Origin of the sequence: Microbacterium sp. MPKO10, from assembly GCF_026107415.2 — a bacterium.
GTDB lineage: Bacteria > Actinomycetota > Actinomycetes > Actinomycetales > Microbacteriaceae > Paramicrobacterium.
The window spans coordinates 229,167-247,382 of record NZ_JAPCHX010000006.1; the positions used below are offsets into that span (position 1 = coordinate 229,167).

The 18,216-nt window shown below is 63.5% G+C and carries 17 protein-coding genes and 1 tRNA gene; 3 read left to right on the plus strand and 15 right to left on the minus strand.

What is annotated here, in order from left to right; genetic code table 11:
- The first annotated feature begins 1 nt into the window (after position 1).
- A complete protein-coding gene (locus OK352_RS14675; RefSeq protein WP_265142254.1) occupies positions 2–640 on the plus strand; it encodes a protein-L-isoaspartate(D-aspartate) O-methyltransferase in 639 nt (212 codons plus the stop codon).
- A gap of 10 nt (positions 641–650) precedes the next feature.
- On the opposite strand, the gene OK352_RS14680 is transcribed toward OK352_RS14675, so the two are convergent.
- The 11 genes from OK352_RS14680 to polA form a co-directional block, all read right to left on the minus strand.
- Positions 651–1,172: a hypothetical protein gene (locus OK352_RS14680; RefSeq protein WP_265142255.1), complete on the minus strand. Its 522-nt coding sequence runs from the start codon at positions 1,170–1,172 to the stop codon at positions 651–653.
- Entirely contained in the window at positions 1,169–2,473 is a 1,305-nt protein-coding gene (locus OK352_RS14685; protein ID WP_265142256.1) for a DUF58 domain-containing protein, read from the minus strand. The genes OK352_RS14680 and OK352_RS14685 overlap by 4 nt, the downstream gene beginning before the upstream one ends.
- Positions 2,470–3,447 carry an AAA family ATPase gene (locus OK352_RS14690; RefSeq protein ID WP_265142257.1) on the minus strand — a complete coding sequence of 326 codons (978 nt, stop codon included), beginning with the start codon at positions 3,445–3,447 and terminating at the stop codon, positions 2,470–2,472. Before OK352_RS14690 ends, OK352_RS14685 begins: the two co-directional genes overlap by 4 nt.
- On the minus strand, positions 3,444–3,917 hold the full coding sequence (locus OK352_RS14695; protein ID WP_265142258.1) for a hypothetical protein: 474 nt from the start codon (positions 3,915–3,917) through the stop codon (positions 3,444–3,446). The genes OK352_RS14690 and OK352_RS14695 overlap by 4 nt, the downstream gene beginning before the upstream one ends.
- Positions 3,914–4,609 (minus strand): DUF4129 domain-containing protein, encoded by a 696-nt coding sequence (locus OK352_RS14700; RefSeq protein ID WP_265142259.1) that lies wholly within the window; start codon positions 4,607–4,609, stop codon positions 3,914–3,916. The genes OK352_RS14695 and OK352_RS14700 overlap by 4 nt, the downstream gene beginning before the upstream one ends.
- A gap of 68 nt (positions 4,610–4,677) precedes the next feature.
- A complete protein-coding gene (gene uvrB / locus OK352_RS14705; protein ID WP_265142260.1) occupies positions 4,678–6,747 on the minus strand; it encodes an excinuclease ABC subunit UvrB in 2,070 nt (689 codons plus the stop codon).
- Positions 6,748–6,858: 111 nt separating this feature from the next.
- On the minus strand, positions 6,859–7,464 hold the full coding sequence (gene coaE / locus OK352_RS14710; RefSeq protein WP_265142261.1) for a dephospho-CoA kinase: 606 nt from the start codon (positions 7,462–7,464) through the stop codon (positions 6,859–6,861).
- Between the two features lie 4 nt (positions 7,465–7,468).
- Complete coding sequence (locus OK352_RS14715; RefSeq protein WP_265142262.1) at positions 7,469–8,116, minus strand: TetR/AcrR family transcriptional regulator; 648 nt, start codon at positions 8,114–8,116, stop codon at positions 7,469–7,471.
- A 160-nt stretch (positions 8,117–8,276) separates the two neighbouring features.
- Positions 8,277–9,719 (minus strand): 30S ribosomal protein S1, encoded by a 1,443-nt coding sequence (rpsA, locus tag OK352_RS14720; RefSeq protein ID WP_265142263.1) that lies wholly within the window; start codon positions 9,717–9,719, stop codon positions 8,277–8,279.
- Between the two features lie 154 nt (positions 9,720–9,873).
- The gene (locus OK352_RS14725) at positions 9,874–11,550 is read right to left on the minus strand and encodes a DUF885 domain-containing protein (RefSeq protein WP_265142264.1); all 1,677 of its coding nucleotides are present in this window, start codon (positions 11,548–11,550) and stop codon (positions 9,874–9,876) included.
- A 35-nt stretch (positions 11,551–11,585) separates the two neighbouring features.
- Complete coding sequence (gene polA, locus OK352_RS14730; RefSeq protein WP_265142265.1) at positions 11,586–14,237, minus strand: DNA polymerase I; 2,652 nt, start codon at positions 14,235–14,237, stop codon at positions 11,586–11,588.
- Between the two features lie 60 nt (positions 14,238–14,297).
- Here polA and OK352_RS14735 point away from each other — a divergent pair, with 60 nt between their 5' ends.
- Positions 14,298–14,720, plus strand: a complete 423-nt coding sequence (locus OK352_RS14735; RefSeq protein WP_265142266.1) for a hotdog fold thioesterase — start codon at positions 14,298–14,300, stop codon at positions 14,718–14,720.
- Between the two features lie 61 nt (positions 14,721–14,781).
- On the opposite strand, the gene OK352_RS14740 is transcribed toward OK352_RS14735, so the two are convergent.
- The 4 genes from OK352_RS14740 to OK352_RS14755 form a co-directional block, all read right to left on the minus strand.
- A complete protein-coding gene (locus OK352_RS14740) occupies positions 14,782–15,507 on the minus strand; it encodes an amino acid ABC transporter ATP-binding protein (RefSeq protein WP_306387806.1) in 726 nt (241 codons plus the stop codon).
- Complete coding sequence (locus OK352_RS14745; protein ID WP_265142267.1) at positions 15,504–16,172, minus strand: amino acid ABC transporter permease; 669 nt, start codon at positions 16,170–16,172, stop codon at positions 15,504–15,506. The genes OK352_RS14740 and OK352_RS14745 overlap by 4 nt, the downstream gene beginning before the upstream one ends.
- 86 nt (positions 16,173–16,258) lie before the next feature.
- Positions 16,259–17,059, minus strand: coding sequence for a transporter substrate-binding domain-containing protein (locus OK352_RS14750; RefSeq protein WP_265142268.1), 801 nt, complete (start codon positions 17,057–17,059; stop codon positions 16,259–16,261).
- A gap of 203 nt (positions 17,060–17,262) precedes the next feature.
- Positions 17,263–17,871, minus strand: coding sequence for an ANTAR domain-containing response regulator (locus OK352_RS14755; RefSeq protein WP_265142269.1), 609 nt, complete (start codon positions 17,869–17,871; stop codon positions 17,263–17,265).
- A gap of 37 nt (positions 17,872–17,908) precedes the next feature.
- Between OK352_RS14755 and OK352_RS14760 the strand changes: the two genes are divergently transcribed.
- Positions 17,909–17,991: transfer RNA gene (locus OK352_RS14760), tRNA-Leu, on the plus strand.
- The last annotated feature ends 225 nt before the right edge of the window (positions 17,992–18,216 follow it).

The following is an 18,216-nucleotide window of genomic DNA, read 5'->3' on the forward strand; positions in this document are numbered from 1 at the left end:
CATGGCCGACACTCTCTTGGCAGCGCGCGAGCGGATGCTGCGCGACCACCTCGAGCCGCGCGGTATTGACGATCCGCGCGTGCTCGAGGCCATGCGCGCCGTGCCGCGCGAGCGTTTTGTGCCGCCGAACCTCGCGGTGCACGCTTACGAGGACCATCCGCTTCAGCTCGGCCATGGCCAGACGATCTCGCAGCCGTACATTGTCGCGGCGACGGCTCAGGCGGCGCAGATTGGTCCCGAGGATGTCGTGTTGGACATCGGGACGGGTTCCGGCTACGCGGCGGCGGTGCTCGCTCATCTGGCAGCGCGCGTCGTCTCCATCGAGAGGATCGCTGAGCTGTCGGCAGGGGCGGGCCAGGTCCTGCGCAACCTCGGCTATGACAGTGTCGAGCTCATCGTCGGCGACGGCACGGCGGGCGCGCCAACGCGGGCTCCGTATGACGCGATCGTGTGCGCGGCAGCATCCGATGGTCTTCCGGATGCATGGATGGAACAGCTCGCGCCTGAGGGGCGCATCGTCGCTCCCCTCGGCGGGCGCACGGGGCAGCGGCTCATCCGACGGCGTCGGAGCCGAGACGGCACGATCACGGACGACGACCTCGGAGGCGTCATGTTCGTGCCGCTCGTCAGTGGTGACTGACCGGATGCTGTTACTCACGGTCGCGCACGATCGGAAGAACGAGCGTCGCGGCGCAGGCGACGAGCGCAGCGGCTCCGACCGGCGCGAGCCAGACCGCGTGTACACCGGCTGGCGTCAGGAGGGCGAGGACGATGATGAGAAGTCCCTGTGCGGGAAGCTGGATCACGAGATAGCGACGCAGTGTTCGGCCGAGGACGGACAGCGCGATCCTGCCACGCAGCGGAACGGCCAGGGACATCGAAGCGAGCACGTGCAGAAGATGGAGACCAGCCATCAACACGTACGGGCGCCAGTCAGTGAGAAGCGGCGGGTGGCTCAGCTGGGCGAAGGCGAGAAGCACCATCAGCGCCCACGCCATGTGCAGACGGGGTGCAGCGGCTGCGGCGACGGCGAGAGCGAGGGCGACGATGAGCCAGAACGGCACGGTCACGGTCGCCATCGAGAGAAGCACGGCGACAGCGCCGACGCCGATATGCACAGTCGCCGACGGAATCCCGTGCGCGATGCGGATCGACGGCTTGGATTTCGTCATCGTGCGCGCTCCCGCGCCAGTGCCGAGAATTGCGCATTCCGTGAGGGAAGACCCGCCGCATCCGCCCATCGGACGATGCGCACTCCGGCCGCCTCCATGTCCCGCAGCCGATCCTCGCGTTCCATCATCACGATCGTGTGGGCGGTTGCCTGCTCGGGAGTGAGTCCCGCGCGATTGCCCGGCGGCAGGGTGTCCACAGCGAGCACACGATGCCCGACGGCGCTCCACATCGCGGCAAGCGTCGCCGCTTCGCCGTCGAAGAACGTCGACAGCACAAAGACAAGAGCGCCCGCGGCGACGAGGGGCGCACGCCGATGGGTCATGCCGACGCCGTGCGGGCGGGTGGCGGCAATGGTGGCGAGCAGCCGCTCTCGGTGCCTGTCCCCCGACCCGCGGCGCACCTGACGGGATCCGAGCGCGAGATTCTGCAGTGCGACCTGATCTCCGGACTGCGTATAGGCGACGGCGATTGCGGCCGCCGCTTCGCGTGCAGCATCCATTGAGGTCAGGCCGGTCTTGTCGACGCGCCCTCGCGTCCACTCGGCGACGACCTCTCCCAGCTCGTCTCCGGTGTCCATCACGATCACCGCTGTGGCGTCGCTCGTTGCGAACGACCGGCGAACGTACAGATCTCCTGGGCGCCTGGCGAGGCGTGCCGTCGCCTTCCAATCAATGCGGCGCAGTCGGTCTCCCGGTGCAAAGAGAGCGATGTCTCTGAAGCTGCCGCCGTCGCCGGGGCGGGTGGAACCGTGCGTTCCGGTCAGACCGTGCAGCCTCTGAGGCAGAAGCAGCTGGGGAAGAGGGACGATCTGGGGTCGGATGATGCGCTCTGCCTCCTGCTGCGGCGTCGGATCTGTGATGAATGCTCCGTCGGCAGATACGAGCCGGTACCGAAGCGCGAGCACCTCGCACGGCCCGGAATGGCGCGCGGGAACGACAGCCGACAGCGGAGCCTCCGATCGGCCGTCGAGCACGGCATTGCGCCGGTGCGTGCCACCCACGAGCGTACGGGCGTGCACGAACTCGGCCAGCTCATCGCTTGAGACGCGCAGCGCCGCCGTCAGGCAGGGGCTCTCCCCCGTGACACGATGCGCCGTCTCGATCACGCACTCGGTCTGCGCCTCGCCCCGAGGCCTCCCCTGCCAGCTCCACGCCGCCCAGACCAGCAGCGGCACGGCGAGGCACGCGAGGTCAGGCCGCGACGCGACAAGCCCCGTACCGAGCACGACCACACCGACGATGACGGCCCCCGCAAGCGATCCGCTCGCGTGCCACAGGGCGGCGTGCTGAGTCCTGCTCATTCCGCGGTCGCCCTGACGGTCGGAGGCCCGGGAACAGCGCCGAGCACTCCGGCGACGATGTGCTCAGCCTGAACGCCGTTCGCCCACGCCTGTGGCGTCAGTGAGAGCCGATGGGCAAGGACGGGTACGGCGACGCGTTTGACGTCGTCCGGTGTCACATAATCGCGGCCCGCCATGACCGCCACGGCGCGCGCCACCAGCATCAGACCCTGTGAGCCGCGCGGAGAAGCCCCGACCTGAACAGATTGGTCCCTGCGCGTGGCGACGGCGAGGTCGACGCAGTAGCGCGCGATGTCGGGGTCAACATGCACGGCTTCCACCCCGCCCTGCATAGCGAGGAGGGTGTCTGCGTCGACGACGGGTTCGATTTGGGCAGCGTCGTGCCGACGGTGCGCGCGCGACATCAGCATCCGCTGCTCGTTCTCAGGCGAGAGGTAGCCGACACTCAAGCGAACCATGAACCTGTCGAGCTGAGCCTCGGGAAGCGCGTATGTGCCTTCGAACTCGATGGGGTTCGACGTGGCGATCACATGAAACGGGGACGGCAATTCGAAGTGGCTGCCCTCGACAGTGACGTGGCCCTCGGCCATCGCCTCGAGAAACGACGACTGCGTTTTTGGCGTTGTGCGGTTGATCTCGTCAGCCAGGACGAGCCCCGCGAAGAGCGGACCGGGACGGAACACGAACTCACCGGAGGATGGAGCATAAACGAAGGACCCGGTGATGTCGGAAGGCAGAAGGTCGGGCGTGCACTGAATACGGCGGAAGTCGAGGCCGAGTGCAGCGGCCAGGCTCCGAGCGGCGAGTGTCTTGCCCAGACCGGGGACGTCTTCGAAGAGGACATGTCCACCCGCGAGAACGGTGGCGAGAGCAAGCTCGAGCGGGGTCTTCATGTCGACGACAACGTCGGTGACACGGTCCAGCACGTCTCTGCTGAGCTCGGCGATGCGCTCGATGGGCAGGGCGGCGGTCATGAATTCTCCTTGCGCGGGGGTACGGACAGTCGGTTCAGGATGTCGTCGATGTCGCTGCGTTCGGCGCGAAGCAGGGATCTCGGCGAGGTGATGGCGTGGCCCCGTGCACCGATGAGAGCGATGATCGCCTCATCGTCCTCGGGGTTCTCGAGGGACAGGCCGCGACGATTGAGCCGTCGCTCGGCGACCGCCCGCACGCGTTTCTGAGCGCTGTCTCCCACGCGTCCGTGGGTGGCGCGGAGGGACCAGGCCAATCGCGTGACATCTTGGCGTGCTCCGGTCGCACTCGCGGCTTGCGCGGGGTCCCACGGGCCGGGTTCGACACCGGTACGGCATTCCCAGAGCAGCGCGACGGCGATGACGAGCAGACCCGCGGCGATGGCGAACGGCGCCGCCATCCCCACAAGCCACAGGACAAAACCCACAGCGACGGCGGCGAGCCCCACGGCGATCAGCCGGCCCATTCTCATGACCACACCTCCCGGATGGCGCGCAACGCATCGCGGGCACGGGTGATATCGGATGCTGTCGCACGATGATCGCCAAAACGCACATCCTGGTACAGACCGAGCAGCTCCCGCAGGTCGCGTGCGATGCTGTCGTCGCGCGCCAGGACGCGCACGGTGAATTCGGCGGGCGTTTCACTCACCTGAGCGCTGTATCCGGCGTCCTCGGCCGATTCCTGCAGCCCGAGCCAGGCCGCGATGACAGCATCCTGGGGGTCAACGGCGGTGTCGAGGATATCCAGCGATCGCTGAATGCCGCGGGCGAGTCGTGCCGGGGCGGGGGTAGCAGGCGGCGTGTCGACAGGTTCTGCCGAGAGCGGTGAGAGGTCTGCGGTCGATGTCTCACCGCGGCGTCGTCGGCGGAGTGCTCTGACTCCCAGAAGGATCGCGGCGACGATAGCGGCAGCGGCGAGGGCGCTGATGGCGATGAGAATTGTCGTGGGATCGAAGAGACCGTGTGGCTGTGTCGTCGGCGTGTCGGGAGCCTCATCACCCTGCTGTGTCGGCTCCGGAGACAGCGTGATGTCGGGTCCGTTGCCCGGCATGATGAGGTCAAAGCGAGGTTTGCCAAACACGATCGGCCCCTGTAGCGCGGCCACGATGACGACGGCGATGCAGCCAGCGATCACCAGCGGAAGAAGACGCCGATTGCTCATCCCGCGGTGACTGCCGGGAACACGCGCACGGTGCAACTCATCCGTCCACACTATCGCGTCTCTTGACGCTAGATGTGGCCGGCCTTTTCCATACTTCTCAGCTCCTTCTTGAGATCGGACACCTCGTCACGAAGGCGAGCGGCGAGCTCGAACTTCAGCTCACCGGCAGCGGCGAGCATCTGGGAGTTGAGATCGGCGATGATCGCCTCGAGATCGTTGGCTCCTTCGGCCGCAAGCCCTTCATGATGACGCAGCTGCGGCGTCGGCGAGGAAGTGCGCTCGGCTCCTCGCGAGGCGAGCAGCTTCTCGGTGTCTGCTCCCTCACGGACGAGAACGTCGGTGATGTCGGCAATGCGTTTGCGCAGCGGCGTCGGGTCGATCCCGTGCTCCGTGTTGTATGCAATCTGCTTCTCGCGTCGGCGGTTCGTCTCGTCAATGGCGAAGCGCATCGAGTCGGTCATGTTGTCGGCGTACATGTGCACCTGACCCGATACGTTGCGGGCGGCGCGCCCGATCGTCTGGATCAACGATGTTGATGACCGCAGGAACCCCTCTTTGTCAGCGTCGAGAATGGCGACGAGCGAGACCTCGGGCAAGTCGAGTCCCTCGCGCAGAAGGTTGATGCCGACGAGCACGTCGTAGACGCCGCCGCGAAGCTCGGTGAGCAGTTCGACGCGGCGTAGGGTGTCCACATCGGAGTGAAGGTAGCGGACGCGCACTCCGGCGTCGGTGAGAAAGTCGGTGAGTTCCTCAGCCATCTTTTTAGTGAGGGTCGTCACGAGCACACGCTCGTTGCGCTCCGAGCGCGCCTTGATCTCTTCCAGCAGATCATCGATCTGCCCCTCGGACGGTTTTACGACGATCTCCGGGTCGATGAGTCCGGTGGGCCGGATGATCTGCTCGACGACGCCGTCTGCGACCCCGAGCTCGTATCGCCCCGGAGTGGCCGACAGGTACACGGTCTGGCCAACGCGCTCTGAGAACTCGTTCCACGTGAGCGGGCGGTTATCGAGCGCGCTCGGGAGGCGGAAGCCGTGGTCGACGAGCGTGCGCTTACGCGACGCATCGCCCTCGTACATGGCACCGATCTGCGGAACTGTGACGTGCGATTCGTCGATGACGACAAGGAAATCATCCGGAAAGTAGTCGAGAAGGCAGTGCGGTGCCTCCCCCGGCTGGCGTCCGTCGATATGGCGCGAATAATTCTCGATGCCGGAGCAGAAGCCGATCTGCTCCATCATCTCCAGGTCGAATGACGTTCGCATGCGCAGACGCTGTGCCTCGAGGAGCTTGCCCTGCTTTTCGAGCTCAGCGAGCCGAACTTCCAGTTCGTCCTGAATGGTGCCGATGGCTCGATGCATCGTCTCGGGGCTCGCCGCGTAGTGCGTCGCTGGGAAGAGCGAGACGGCGTCGAGGGTCTTCACGATGTCGCCGGTGAGCGGGTGAAGCGCATAGAGGGCCTCGATCTCGTCGCCAAACATCTCGATGCGGATCGCGAGTTCTTCGTACACCGGGATGATCTCGATTGTGTCCCCGCGAACGCGGAAGTTGCCGCGCGAAAAGTCGACGTCATTGCGGTTGTATTGCATGCCGATGAACCGGCGCACGAGCTCGTCGCGTGAGATGCGCTGCCCGATCTGCAGCGCCACCATGGCATCCAGGTACTCTTCTGCGGCGCCCAGACCGTAGATGCACGACACCGTCGAGACCACGACGACATCGCGTCTGCTGAGCAGCGAGTTCGTTGTCGAGTGCCTCAGGCGCTCAACCTCGGCGTTGATCGAGGAGTCCTTCTCGATGAAGGTGTCTGTCTGGGGTACGTAGGCTTCAGGCTGGTAGTAGTCGTAGTACGACACGAAGTATTCGACGGCGTTCTCGGGCATCAGCTCGCGGAACTCGTTGGCGAGCTGCGCGGCGAGGGTCTTGTTGTGGGCGAGGATGAGCGTGGGTCGCTGCACGGCCTCAATGAGCCAGGCTGTTGTCGCTGACTTCCCAGTTCCGGTCGCGCCGAGCAGGACGACGTCGGTCTCCCCCGCATTGACACGGCCCGCGAGCTCGGCAATGGCTTTCGGCTGGTCGCCGCTCGGCTCGTAGTCGCTGATCACGGTGAAAGGATGAACGGAGCGTGTCGGTTCCATGTTCGTCAGTCTAGGACGACCCACTGACGGTCGGCTGGGCCATGGCGCCTCTGTATCGCTGATCCGCCACGATCTGCGTGCTCCGTCACACGGCAAACGTGCTGTGGGAGGTCATCGGCCGTTCTCGGAGGATATCCTCTGCCACAGCCGGTCCACCTCGGCCCGCGTCTTCTCGAGCGACCCCGACGTGTCGATGACGACGTCGGCGATGCGTCGTCGCTCGTCATCGCTTGCCTGCGAGGCGATGCGGCGCGTCGCGTCCTCCGGCGTCATTCCCCTCAGCGAAACGAGGCGCTCGTGGCGCACGGTGGTGGGGGCATCGGCGACCACCACGAGGTCGAACGCGTCTGTCATGCCGCTCTCGGCCAGCAGAGGGACGTCGTAGACGATGACGGCGCGCGGATCGGCGTCCGCGATCTCTCGGATGCGCTTCGCTGCGCGATCACGGACTGCCGGGTGCACGATGGCGTTGAGATCTCTCCTGGCATCGGCATCGCCGAAGACGACGGTGCCGAGTGTCTGTCGATCGAGTGCGCCGTCTGCGGTGATCACAGACTCGCCGAAACGCGCACGGATGCTGGTGAGGGCCGGAGTGCCCGGTTCGACGACCTCACGCGACAGGCGGTCAGCGTCGATGATCACGGCACCGTGCGCGCGGAGCATACTGGCCACGGTGGACTTGCCCGAAGCGATTCCTCCGGTCAGACCAATGAGCATCGTCTCAGTCTCGCCCGTCGATGAAGGTGTTCAAGTAGGTGAGCGGAACGGAAGCGGCCTCGGCAATGAGCGTCGGGTCGCCCTCGGGATCGGCGTCGAAGGCAATGCGCTGCATTGTGCGCGACAGCTCGATCGCGACGGCCACGCGTTTGTGCCATTCGGGTCCCGAGGGAGCATCGTCGTATTGGCTCAGCAGCGAGACGACGGCGTCAATATACGCACGGGTGCGCTCCTGGTATTTGTATTCGTTCGGGCCGTCGGGAAGGATCCGGTAGTGCGTGGCTTTGTACCCCGGGATCGTGCGTCGCGCCGTGCAGGTACTTTCGACGAGGGTTGTAAATGCCTCTTGCCAGGTCTCGGCCGGCTTCTCGGCGAACGTCTCCAGAGCGATCTCGATGTATCGCGAGATCATGAAGTCGTAGACGCCCAGCAGCAGAGCAATACGATCGGGAAAGAACCGGTAGACGGTCCCGATCGCCATATCTGCCCGCTTTGCAACTTCAGCCGTTGTCACGCCAGCGTGACCGGATTCATCGATGATCTCCCCGCAGGTCCGGAGAATCGTTTCGAGGCTCTGCTTGCTTCTGCTCTGTTGTGGGCTATTGCGCAATAACGAGGCGTCTTGGTACTCGATCGACAAGAAGTCTGTCAACGAATCTACTCTCACTGCACACCTTGGGTCTCGTCTGCCGAGGGAGCCTCGACGTGGTCTGTATGGGAAAACACTAACAGGCGGCTGAGCGCCAGGCCGTGATCGAAAACGCCGAGGGCCGGTTCAGCAAGTGCTGAACCGGCCCCGGACCGTTGCACGGTCAGTTGCTGTTCGAGAGCTTCTCGCGCAGTGCGGCGAGGGACTCGTCGTCAGCGAGCGTTCCGCTGGAGTTCGCGTCTCCGGCGTAGTTCGCTGCGGCCGCCGGAGCCTCGATGTCGGACTCCTCGACGAGCGAAGCGGCAACCTGCTTCTTGTGAGCCTCCCAGCGCGCCTGTGCAGCAGCGTAGTCCTGCTCCCACTTCTCGCGCTCGGTCTCGAAGCCTTCCTTCCACTCGTTCGTCTCGGGGTCGAAGCCGTCGGGGTACTTGTAGTTGCCCTCGTCGTCGTACTCCGTCGCCATGCCGTAGAGTGCCGGGTCGAACTCGGTGCCTTCGGGGTCGACGCCCTCGTTCGCCTGCTTGAGGCTCAGCGAGATGCGGCGGCGCTCAAGGTCGATGTCGATGATCTTGACAAAGACCTCTTGGCCGACAGCGACGACCTGGTCGGCGAGTTCAACGTGCTTCGAGCTGAGCTCGGAGATGTGCACGAGGCCCTCGATGCCGTCCGCAACGCGCACGAAGGCACCGAACGGAACGAGCTTGGTGACCTTGCCCGGCGTGATCTGGCCGATCGCGTGGGTACGGGCGAACACCTGCCACGGGTCCTCCTGCGTCGCCTTGAGCGAGAGCGACACGCGCTCACGGTCGAGGTCGACCTCGAGAATCTCGACGGTGACCTCCTGGCCCACCTCGACAACTTCGGAAGCGTGCTCAATGTGCTTCCAGCTGAGCTCGGAGACGTGAACGAGACCGTCGACGCCGCCGAGGTCGACGAACGCGCCGAAGTTGACGATCGACGAGACGATTCCCTTACGAACCTGACCCTTGTGCAGGTTGTTGAGGAACGACGTGCGGCTCTCGGACTGCGTCTGCTCAAGGAGCGCACGGCGTGAGAGAACGACGTTGTTGCGGTTCTTGTCGAGTTCGAGGATCTTCGCCTCGATCTCCTGGCCGAGGTACGGCGTGAGGTCGCGGACGCGGCGCAGCTCGATGAGCGATGCCGGGAGGAACCCACGAAGCCCGATGTCGACGATCAGGCCGCCCTTGACGACCTCGATGACCTGTCCGGTCACCACGCCGTCGGATTCCTTGATCTTCTCGACGTCACCCCAGGCGCGCTCGTACTGTGCGCGCTTCTTGGACAGGATGAGGCGGCCTTCCTTGTCCTCCTTCTGGAGAACGAGCGCCTCGACGCTGTCGCCGACCTCGACGACCTCAGTGGGGTCGACGTCGTGCTTGATGGAAAGTTCGCGCGAGGGAATAACACCCTCGGTCTTGTAGCCGACGTCGAGGAGAACCTCGTCGCGGTCGATCTTCACGACTGTGCCCTCGATGAGGTCTCCGTCGTTGAAGAACTTCAGTGTCTTTTCGACCGCTGCCAGGAAATCTTCAGCAGATCCGATGTCGTTGATGGCGACCTGCTTGGCGGTCGTTGCGGTTGTCATATAAGTAAATGCTCCAGGGTGGACATGTGGTCGGGCCCGATTCGCGCATCATAGTTAGCGCGATGGGCAGGCGGATAGGACGTCACAGAAGTGACACTCCATCCTAGCGGAGTTTTTAGGCGTGAATCAAACGGCGAATCCTCGCGCGTGCGGCTCAGCAGGCAAGGGCCGATCGGAGCGTGTCCAGGCCGACCCCTCCGAGCGCGAGCGCGCGGCTGTGGAAGTCCTTAATGTCGAAATCCCCACCCTGGCGTGCGGCCGCATCATCGCGCAACTGCTCCCAGATCCGCTGCCCGACCTTGTACGAGGGAGCCTGCCCGGGCCAGCCGAGATACCGGTTGACCTCGAAGCGCACAAACCCCTCGTTCATGTTCACGTTTCGGCTCATGAAGTCGAACGCGTACTCGGCGGTCCACGGTCCGGCGCCGTCCGGGCGCTGCTTCTCGAGATGCACGCCGATATCCAGAACGACGCGAGCGGCGCGCATGCGCTGCCCGTCCAGCATCCCCAGCCTGTCCGCCGGGTCGTCGAGGTACCCGAGCTGTTCCATGAGGCGCTCGGCGTACAGCGCCCAGCCCTCGGCATGACCAGATGTACCCGCGAGCAGCCGTCGCCACGAATTCAGGATGCCGCGGTTGTAGACGGCCTGCCCGATCTGCAGGTGATGCCCGGGGACGCCCTCGTGATACACCGTCGTCAGCTCACGCCAGGTGTCGAACTCGGTCACGCCCTCGGGCACTGACCACCACATGCGTCCCGGGCGGGAGAAGTCGTCGGTCGGTCCCGTGTAGTAGATCCCGCCTTCCTGCGTCGGCGCAATCATGCACTCGATGGTCTTGATCTCGTCCGGAATGTCGAAATGGCTGCGCGCCAACTCGGCGACGGCTTTGTCGCTCGTCGCCTGCATCCAGGTACGCAGGGCGTCTGTGCCATGCAGCTTGCGGGACTCATCGTTGTCGAGATGCGCGATCGCCTCGAGGACTGTGACCCCGGGCACAATCTGCCGGGCGATCGACTCCTGCTCGTCGACCATGCGCGCGAGCTCTTCGATCCCCCATTCGTAGGTTTCGTCGAGATCGATCGTTGCGCCGAGGAACTGCCGTGACGTCAGCGCATACAGGTCGCGCCCGATCGCGTCTCGTTCGGTCGCCGCGCCGGCCAGCTCGTCTGTGAGAAATCCGGCGAGCCGACCGTATGCTGCCGCCGCACGCTCAGCGCGCTCGCGCAGATCGGCGACGAGGGCCGATGGGAGTTCCCCTGTGGCTGGGCTGGCCGAGGCGGCGAAGGCTGTGAAGAACCCATCGGATGCTGCCACTTTGCGCGCCTGATCGGCGACCTCAAACACCTGCCGCCGCGCCGGGGTGATGCCCTGGTCGATTCCGAGGCGGAGCGTCTCGACATACCCGTCGATCGCCTCGGGAACACGCGACAGACGTGCCGATACGGTCGACCAGTCGTCGACCGTGTCCGTCGGCATCAGATCGAATGCCTCTCGAATCTCCTGCGACGGAGATTCGATGACGTTCAGGCTGCGCAGTGGAAGCCCGGCATCGAGAGTCTCGAGGGCGAGATCCAATTCACGCCCGAGATCCTCCTGCGTCACCGCGTCGACGTCATCCACCGGACGTTGCGCGCGCAGCGCGGACCGCGCCGTCGTGAGTGCGTCTCGCTCGCTGTCGAGTCCGGCAGGAGAATAGTCGGCGAAGCGATCATTCGCCTCCGAGCGCCCGATGTAGGTTCCGACGGTCGGCTCGAGGGTCACGAGCGTGTCGACCCAGTCCTCAGCAATCTTATCGATCGCTGACGGCGTCCTCTTCTGCTGTGGTGTCATAACTCGAGCGTATGGCGGGCGAGTGCGGCGTGCAATCAGTGCGCCGCAGCATCCCAATGCGGGCCGTAGCCCACCTGCACATCGAGGGGAACGCTGAGATCGGCAGCATCCCCCATGCGCCTGCGCACGAGCCGTTCAAGCTCGTCGTGCTCACCATCGCTGACCTCGAACACGAGTTCATCGTGGACCTGCATCAGCATGCGGCTGGTGAGCCCCGCGTCGCGGATGTCTGCTTCGATATTGATCATCGCGATCTTGATGATGTCGGCGGCGGACCCCTGGATCGGCGCGTTGAGTGCAGCACGCTCGGCGTTCTGACGGAGGGTCCGGTTGGGACTCTTCAGATCGGGGAACGGGCGGCGGCGTCCAAAGATCGTCGTCGTGTAGCCGTCGATCTTCGCCTGCTCGACAACGTTGCGCAGATAATCACGGACGGCACCGAATCGTTCGAAGTAGTCGGCCATGAGCTGTTTCGCCTCGGAGTTGTCGATGCGCAGCTGTCGTGAGAGTCCGAACGCGCTCAGCCCGTAGGCCAACCCATATGACATCGCCTTGACCTTCGACCTCATCTCGCTCGTCACGTCGGCGGGCTCGACGCCGAAGATGCGGGCACCGACGAAGCGATGCAGGTCCTCACCCGTGCGGAAGGCCTCGATGAGGCCGGGATCCTCTGACAGGTGCGCCATAATGCGCATCTCGATCTGCGAGTAGTCCGCGGTGAGGAGACTGTCATACGGGGCGCCGACGCGGAACGCCTCACGAATGTGCCGCCCGGCTTCCGTGCGAACGGGAATGTTCTGCAGGTTCGGATCGGTCGACGAGATGCGGCCCGTCGATGTTCCTGTCTGAACGTAGGAGGTGTGGATGCGGCCGTCGTCGCCGATCGCCTTGATGAGGGTGTCCACGATCTGACGCAGCTTTGTTGCATCGCGGTGCTCGAGAAGAAGCCCGAGGAACGGATGCGGATGCGACGCCTGAAGATCGGCGAGGGCGGCAGCATCCGTCGAGTAGCCCGTCTTCGTTGCACGGGTCGTCGGCATCTCCAGCTGTTCGAACAGCACCTCTTGAATCTGCTTCGGCGACCCGAGATTGATTTCGCGACCGATCTCGGCGAATGCCTTCTGGGCGAGCTCGGCCGCTGTCGCGCCGAGAGATTCAGACAGGGCGGCGAGTGCCTCGCGGTCCATCGCCACACCGCGTGCCTCCATTGAAGCGAGCACGCTCACGATGGGCATCTCGATCTCACGCAGGACGCGTGCAGAGCCGTCGTCCAGCCGGCGAAGCAGCGGTGAGACCAGGCGCTGTGCGTACCACGCCAGAGCCGCCGCCGACGAGGGCTCGACCTCTGGCACGAGCTGATTCGGATCGGCCTCGGGAAGTTTCTCATCGAGATAGCGGGAGACGAGCGCGCCGAGAGTCTTGTCTTGCCCACCCGGGCGCAGCAGCCACCCGGCGATGAATGTGTCGAAGGCGAGGCCGCCCACGACGAGGCCGGCGCGCGTCAGCGCCTTGAGCTGTTCCTTACCCCCGTGCATGATCTTGAGGCTGTCGGGGTCGGCGAGCCATGCCTCGAACGGTGCATAGTCGGCCCGTCCTGGCTGCCATGCAAGCGCGACAGACTCGGTTCCTCCCGAAACGCCGATCGCCACAGGGACGCCATCGGAGACCTCGACGTGAACGCCGAGCCCGTGCTCGCTGGATTCTGACTGCCGTGTCAGCCATGCGCCAAGTTCTTCATCCAGAAGGTTCTGGGCCTCGGGAGCGGTCACCTCGGGGACGGCGGGCTCCGCGTTCTCGATGCCTTCGAGCTTCATGACGCGATCGAGGAGGGTGCGGAACTCAAGCTTGGCGAAGACGTCGCGCACGGCCGCCTGGTCGATGGGCTGCTTCGCGAGAGAATCGATCTCGCAGGGAAGCTCGACATCGGTAACCAGGCGATTCAGCCGGCGGTTGCGGACGGCGTTCTCCTTATGCTCGCGGAAGCTCTCGCCGACCTTTCCCGTGATCTCGTCCGCATGCGCGAGAATCTCATCGAGACTGCCGAAACGGTGCAACCATTTGACTGCCGTCTTCTCGCCGACTTTCGGAACGCCGGGGAGGTTGTCGCTCGTCTCCCCCACGAGCGCGGCGATCTCGGGATACTGGTGCGGCTCGATGTCGTAGCGTTCCTTGACCTTGGCGGGGTCGTAACGCGTGAGATCAGACACGCCCTGTCGTGACGGGTACAGCAGCGTCACATTGTCGTTCACGAGCTGGATTGTGTCGCGATCCCCCGATACGACAGACACCCGGTAGCCAGCATTCGTGCCGAGAACGGACAGGGTGGCAAGAATGTCGTCTGCCTCGAAGTCTTCAATCGAGATGGTCGTGATGTTCATGGCCTTGAGCGCCTCTTGCAGCAGAGGAATCTGACCGATGAACTCGGGCGGCGTCTCCCCGCGGGTGCCCTTGTACTCGGGATACTCGCGTGTGCGGAATGAATACCGAGAGATGTCAAACGCGACAGCGATGTGCGTCGGCTTCTCGTTCTTCAACAGGTTGAGCAGCATCGCGATGAACCCGTGAATGGCATTGGTGTGCTGCCCCTCACTGTTCTGGAAACTGTCGATGGGCAGCGCGTAGAACGCACGGAACGCCAGCGAGTGGCCATCGATGACGAGCAGGGTAGGCTTTTCGTTGTCCGACACAGGTCCCAGCCTACAAGTCGCCGACGACATTGGCTGGGGAATGAGAGCGCGAAGGTGTTCATGAGCCAGACAGCATCCGACCCCCTCGAGTTCGTACGCGAGCGCGGCCTCGGCGCCCTTGCCGAGAAGATGGGCATCCAATTCACGGAGTTCAGCGTGGATCGAGCGGTGGCGACGATGCCCGTCGAGGGCAATACGCAGCCCGCGATGCTTCTTCACGGCGGCGCGTATGTGGTGCTCGGTGAATCGCTTGGCTCGATGTCGGCCAACCTTTTTGCCGGAGAAGGGCGCCTCGCTGTCGGCATCGACATCAACGCGACGCACACGCGGTCAGCGACAAGCGGGATCGTCACCGGTGTCTGCACGCCGATTCACCTCGGACGGAGCCTCACCGTTCACCAGATCGAGGTCTCAGATGAGCAGGGGCGACGTTGCTCGACCGTGCGGATCACCAACATGATCAAGGACCGTCCGGCCTCGTAACGGCAACAGGCCCGACCCCCAGAAGGGCCGGGCCTGTCGGCGCGCGGAATGCGCTCGGTGGTTAGAGCACTTTGTCGAGGAATGCTTTCGTGCGCTCATGCTGCGGTGCATCGAAAATCTGATCCGGCTTGCCCTCTTCGACGATCACTCCGCCGTCCATGAACAGGACGCGGTCGCCCATTTCACGAGCGAAGCCCATCTCGTGGGTGACCACAACCATCGTCATACCCTCAAGGGCGAGCTGCTTCATTACGGAGAGAACATCCCCGACGAGTTCCGGGTCGAGCGCGCTCGTCGGCTCATCGAAGAGGAGCATCTTCGGCTCCATCGCGAGTGCACGCGCGATGGCCACTCGCTGCTGCTGGCCGCCGGACAGCTGTGCCGGATACGCGTCTGCTTTGTCGCCGAGACCGACTTTGTCAAGCAGTCGTAATGCGCGGTCCCGAGCCGCGGATACGGACAATTTGCGCACCTTCAGAGGCGCGAGCATGATGTTCTCCATCACAGACTTGTGCGGAAACAGATTGAACTGCTGAAACACCATGCCGATCTCGGTGCGCACCGCGTTGATGTCGGTGTTAGTGTCCGTGAGGCTCTGGCCATCGATGACCACTTCGCCACTCGTGATCTCCTCGAGCATATTGAGGCAGCGCAGGAACGTGCTCTTTCCCGAACCGCTCGGCCCGATGACGCACACGACTTCCTGAGGTTCGACATCGCAGTTGATGCCCTTGAGTACCTCGTTGTCGCCGAACTTCTTATGCAGGTCTTCAACGTGAATGATCATGAGTGGGCCAGCCTCTTCTCAGTGATATTGAGCACCTTGGACAGCGTGATGGTGACAATGAGGTAAATCACCGCGACGACCGTATAGATTTCGAGGGCGTTGTAGTGGGTGGCCACGATGGTGCGCCCCTGGAAGACAAGTTCGGGAACAAGGATCACCGAGAGCACCGACGTGTCTTTGATGCTCACGATGAACTGGTTGCCCAACGGAGGGATCATCCGTCTGAAAGCCTGAGGCCAGATCACATACTGCATTGTGTAGTGATGACTCATGCCGAGTGAGCGACCTGCCTCCATCTGACCCTTCTCGACAGATTGCACGGCACCGCGTACAACCTCGGCGATGTACGCGCCGGAGTTGAGGCCGATGGAAATAATGCCGGCTACCAACGGGGCAATATCAAAGCCCAGCACCAGCGGCAACGCGTAGAAGACCCAGATCGCCAGGATCAGAATCGGAACACCACGGAAGACCTCGACGTACACGGAAGATGCGCCGTAAATGATCTTATTTCGTGAAATTCTCCCGAGTCCGAAGATTGCGCCGAGAACGAAACCGATGAGGAGCCCGACGACAGACACCAGAAGGGTGTAGTAGAGCCCGACGAGCAGAATCGGAATGAAGTCAACGACACCGAGCCAGTCGAATGTGACTGTATGAATCATTTCTCCCTCTCACAGGCGACGGGCACGGAGGAATTCTCCTGCGTGCCCGTCGCGCCTCGTGTGATGTTCTGATCTACGCTCGTGGACTATTCGTCAGCCGGCGGTGCTTCGCCGAACCACTTCTCATAGAGCTCGTCGTAGGTGCCGTTCTCCTTGAGGGTTGCGAGAGCGTCGTCAATCGCTGCGACGAGGTTCTCGTTGCCCTGGGCGATGGCTATTCCGTAGTCCTGAGCCTCGAGAAGCTCTCCGACCATCTTCAGGCTGTCTTCGCCCTTCGTCTGGATGTAGTAAGCGACGTTGGGGGCGTCATAGAGGATGGCATCTGAGGTTCCGTTCTGAACCGCGAGGTACGCCTGATCAAGCTGTTCGAACGTCTGCGCCGTGGCGCCCTCGATGTTTGCCTCGATGTAATCGGCGCTCGTCGAGCCGAGACGCGTCGCGATGTTCTTGCCTTCAAGATCGTCGACGCTCGTGATGTCGTCGTTGTCAACGGGAACGCCGATGCGTAGACCTGACTTGTAATAGGGGTCAGAGAAGTCGACCTTCTCAGCACGCTCCGGCTTGATCGTCATGCCTGCGATCGCGATGTCGAACGTTCCCGTCTGAAGCCCGGGAATCATTCCGTCGAAGTTCGTTGTCTTGAGGTCGATCTTGAACCCTGCTTCGTCCGCGACGGCATTGATCAGGTCGATGTCGAAACCGACGTACTCGCCGTCCTGTTTGAACTCAAACGGAACGAAGGATGTGTCCGTCGCGACGACGTATGTGTCTTCGAGCGGGGCATCCGTGTCGCCGCCGTCATCGCTCGAGCATGCTGTCAGTCCCGCCATGAGGGCGAGCGAAGCAACCATCGCTCCGCCAGCGAGCAGTCTTCTCTTGTTTGTCACGTGTACCTTTCGTGAGGGATTGTCCTCGTTTGGGGGTCCGTGGTCAGTACGATACGGCCGGTTTTCATAGCGTGTCAAAAGGGCGCGCTGCTGTTACCCGAATGAGACGTCGCCCGCCATGACGCGGATCCGTGACGGAACACGCACAAAAAAGACCCGCGCAGGCGGAACCTGCGCGGGCCGGAAAGCGTGTGTGACGGAGCCTAGCTCTTCTTGGCGCTCAGCTGCTCGATGATCGCCTGCGCGACATCATGCATCGTCAGACGACGGTCCATCGATGCCTTCTGAATCCACCGGAATGCTTCGGGCTCGCTGAGGCCCATCTTCTCGTTGAGCAGGCCCTTGGCACGGTCGACGAGCTTGCGAGTCTCGAAGCGCTCAACCATGTCGGCGACTTCGGCCTCAAGCGTGATGATCTGCTGGTAGCGGCTGAGGGCGATCTCGATGGCCGGCAGCAGGTCGTTAGGGGTGAACGGCTTCACGACGTATGCGAGGGCGCCGGCCTCAGATGCTCGCTCGACGAGATCCTTCTGGCTGAACGCCGTCAACAGAACCACGGGCGCGATCTGCGCCTTGCTGAGGCGCTCGGCGGCAGAGATGCCGTCAAGCTTCGGCATCTTCACGTCCATGACCACCAGGTCGGGCCGGAGCTCGGTGGCGAGGGCCACTGCTGTCTCGCCGTCACCGGCCTCTCCGACGACTTCGAATCCGTTGTCGCGAAGGATCTCGACGATGTCGAGGCGAATCAGCGATTCGTCCTCGGCGACGACGACGCGGCGGGGGGCGTTTGCGGTTGTCTCTTGCTCAGTCACTCTAGAATCCTACGATACGCTTGACGAGGTTGTGTCAGCCGGTGTGGCGGAATGGCAGACGCGGAGCACTCAAAATGCTCTGCCTTCACGGGCGTGTGGGTTCGAGTCCCACCACCGGCACCTCCGATGAAGGCCCCAACTCCCGCGGAATAACGCGGAAGTTGGGGCCTCGTGCTTAAGCCACGAAAGACTCGGATGGAGGTTCCTACTTCCGTTCACCGCTGGCGGAATATTCGACAGTCAGAATCACACTTACGCGAGATTCCTCATCGCGGGAGCCTTTCACTCTGCGTGTCCACTTCGAGCGGAGCGGGGTTCCGTCCCCGTTGACCGAGCGTCGTGCTG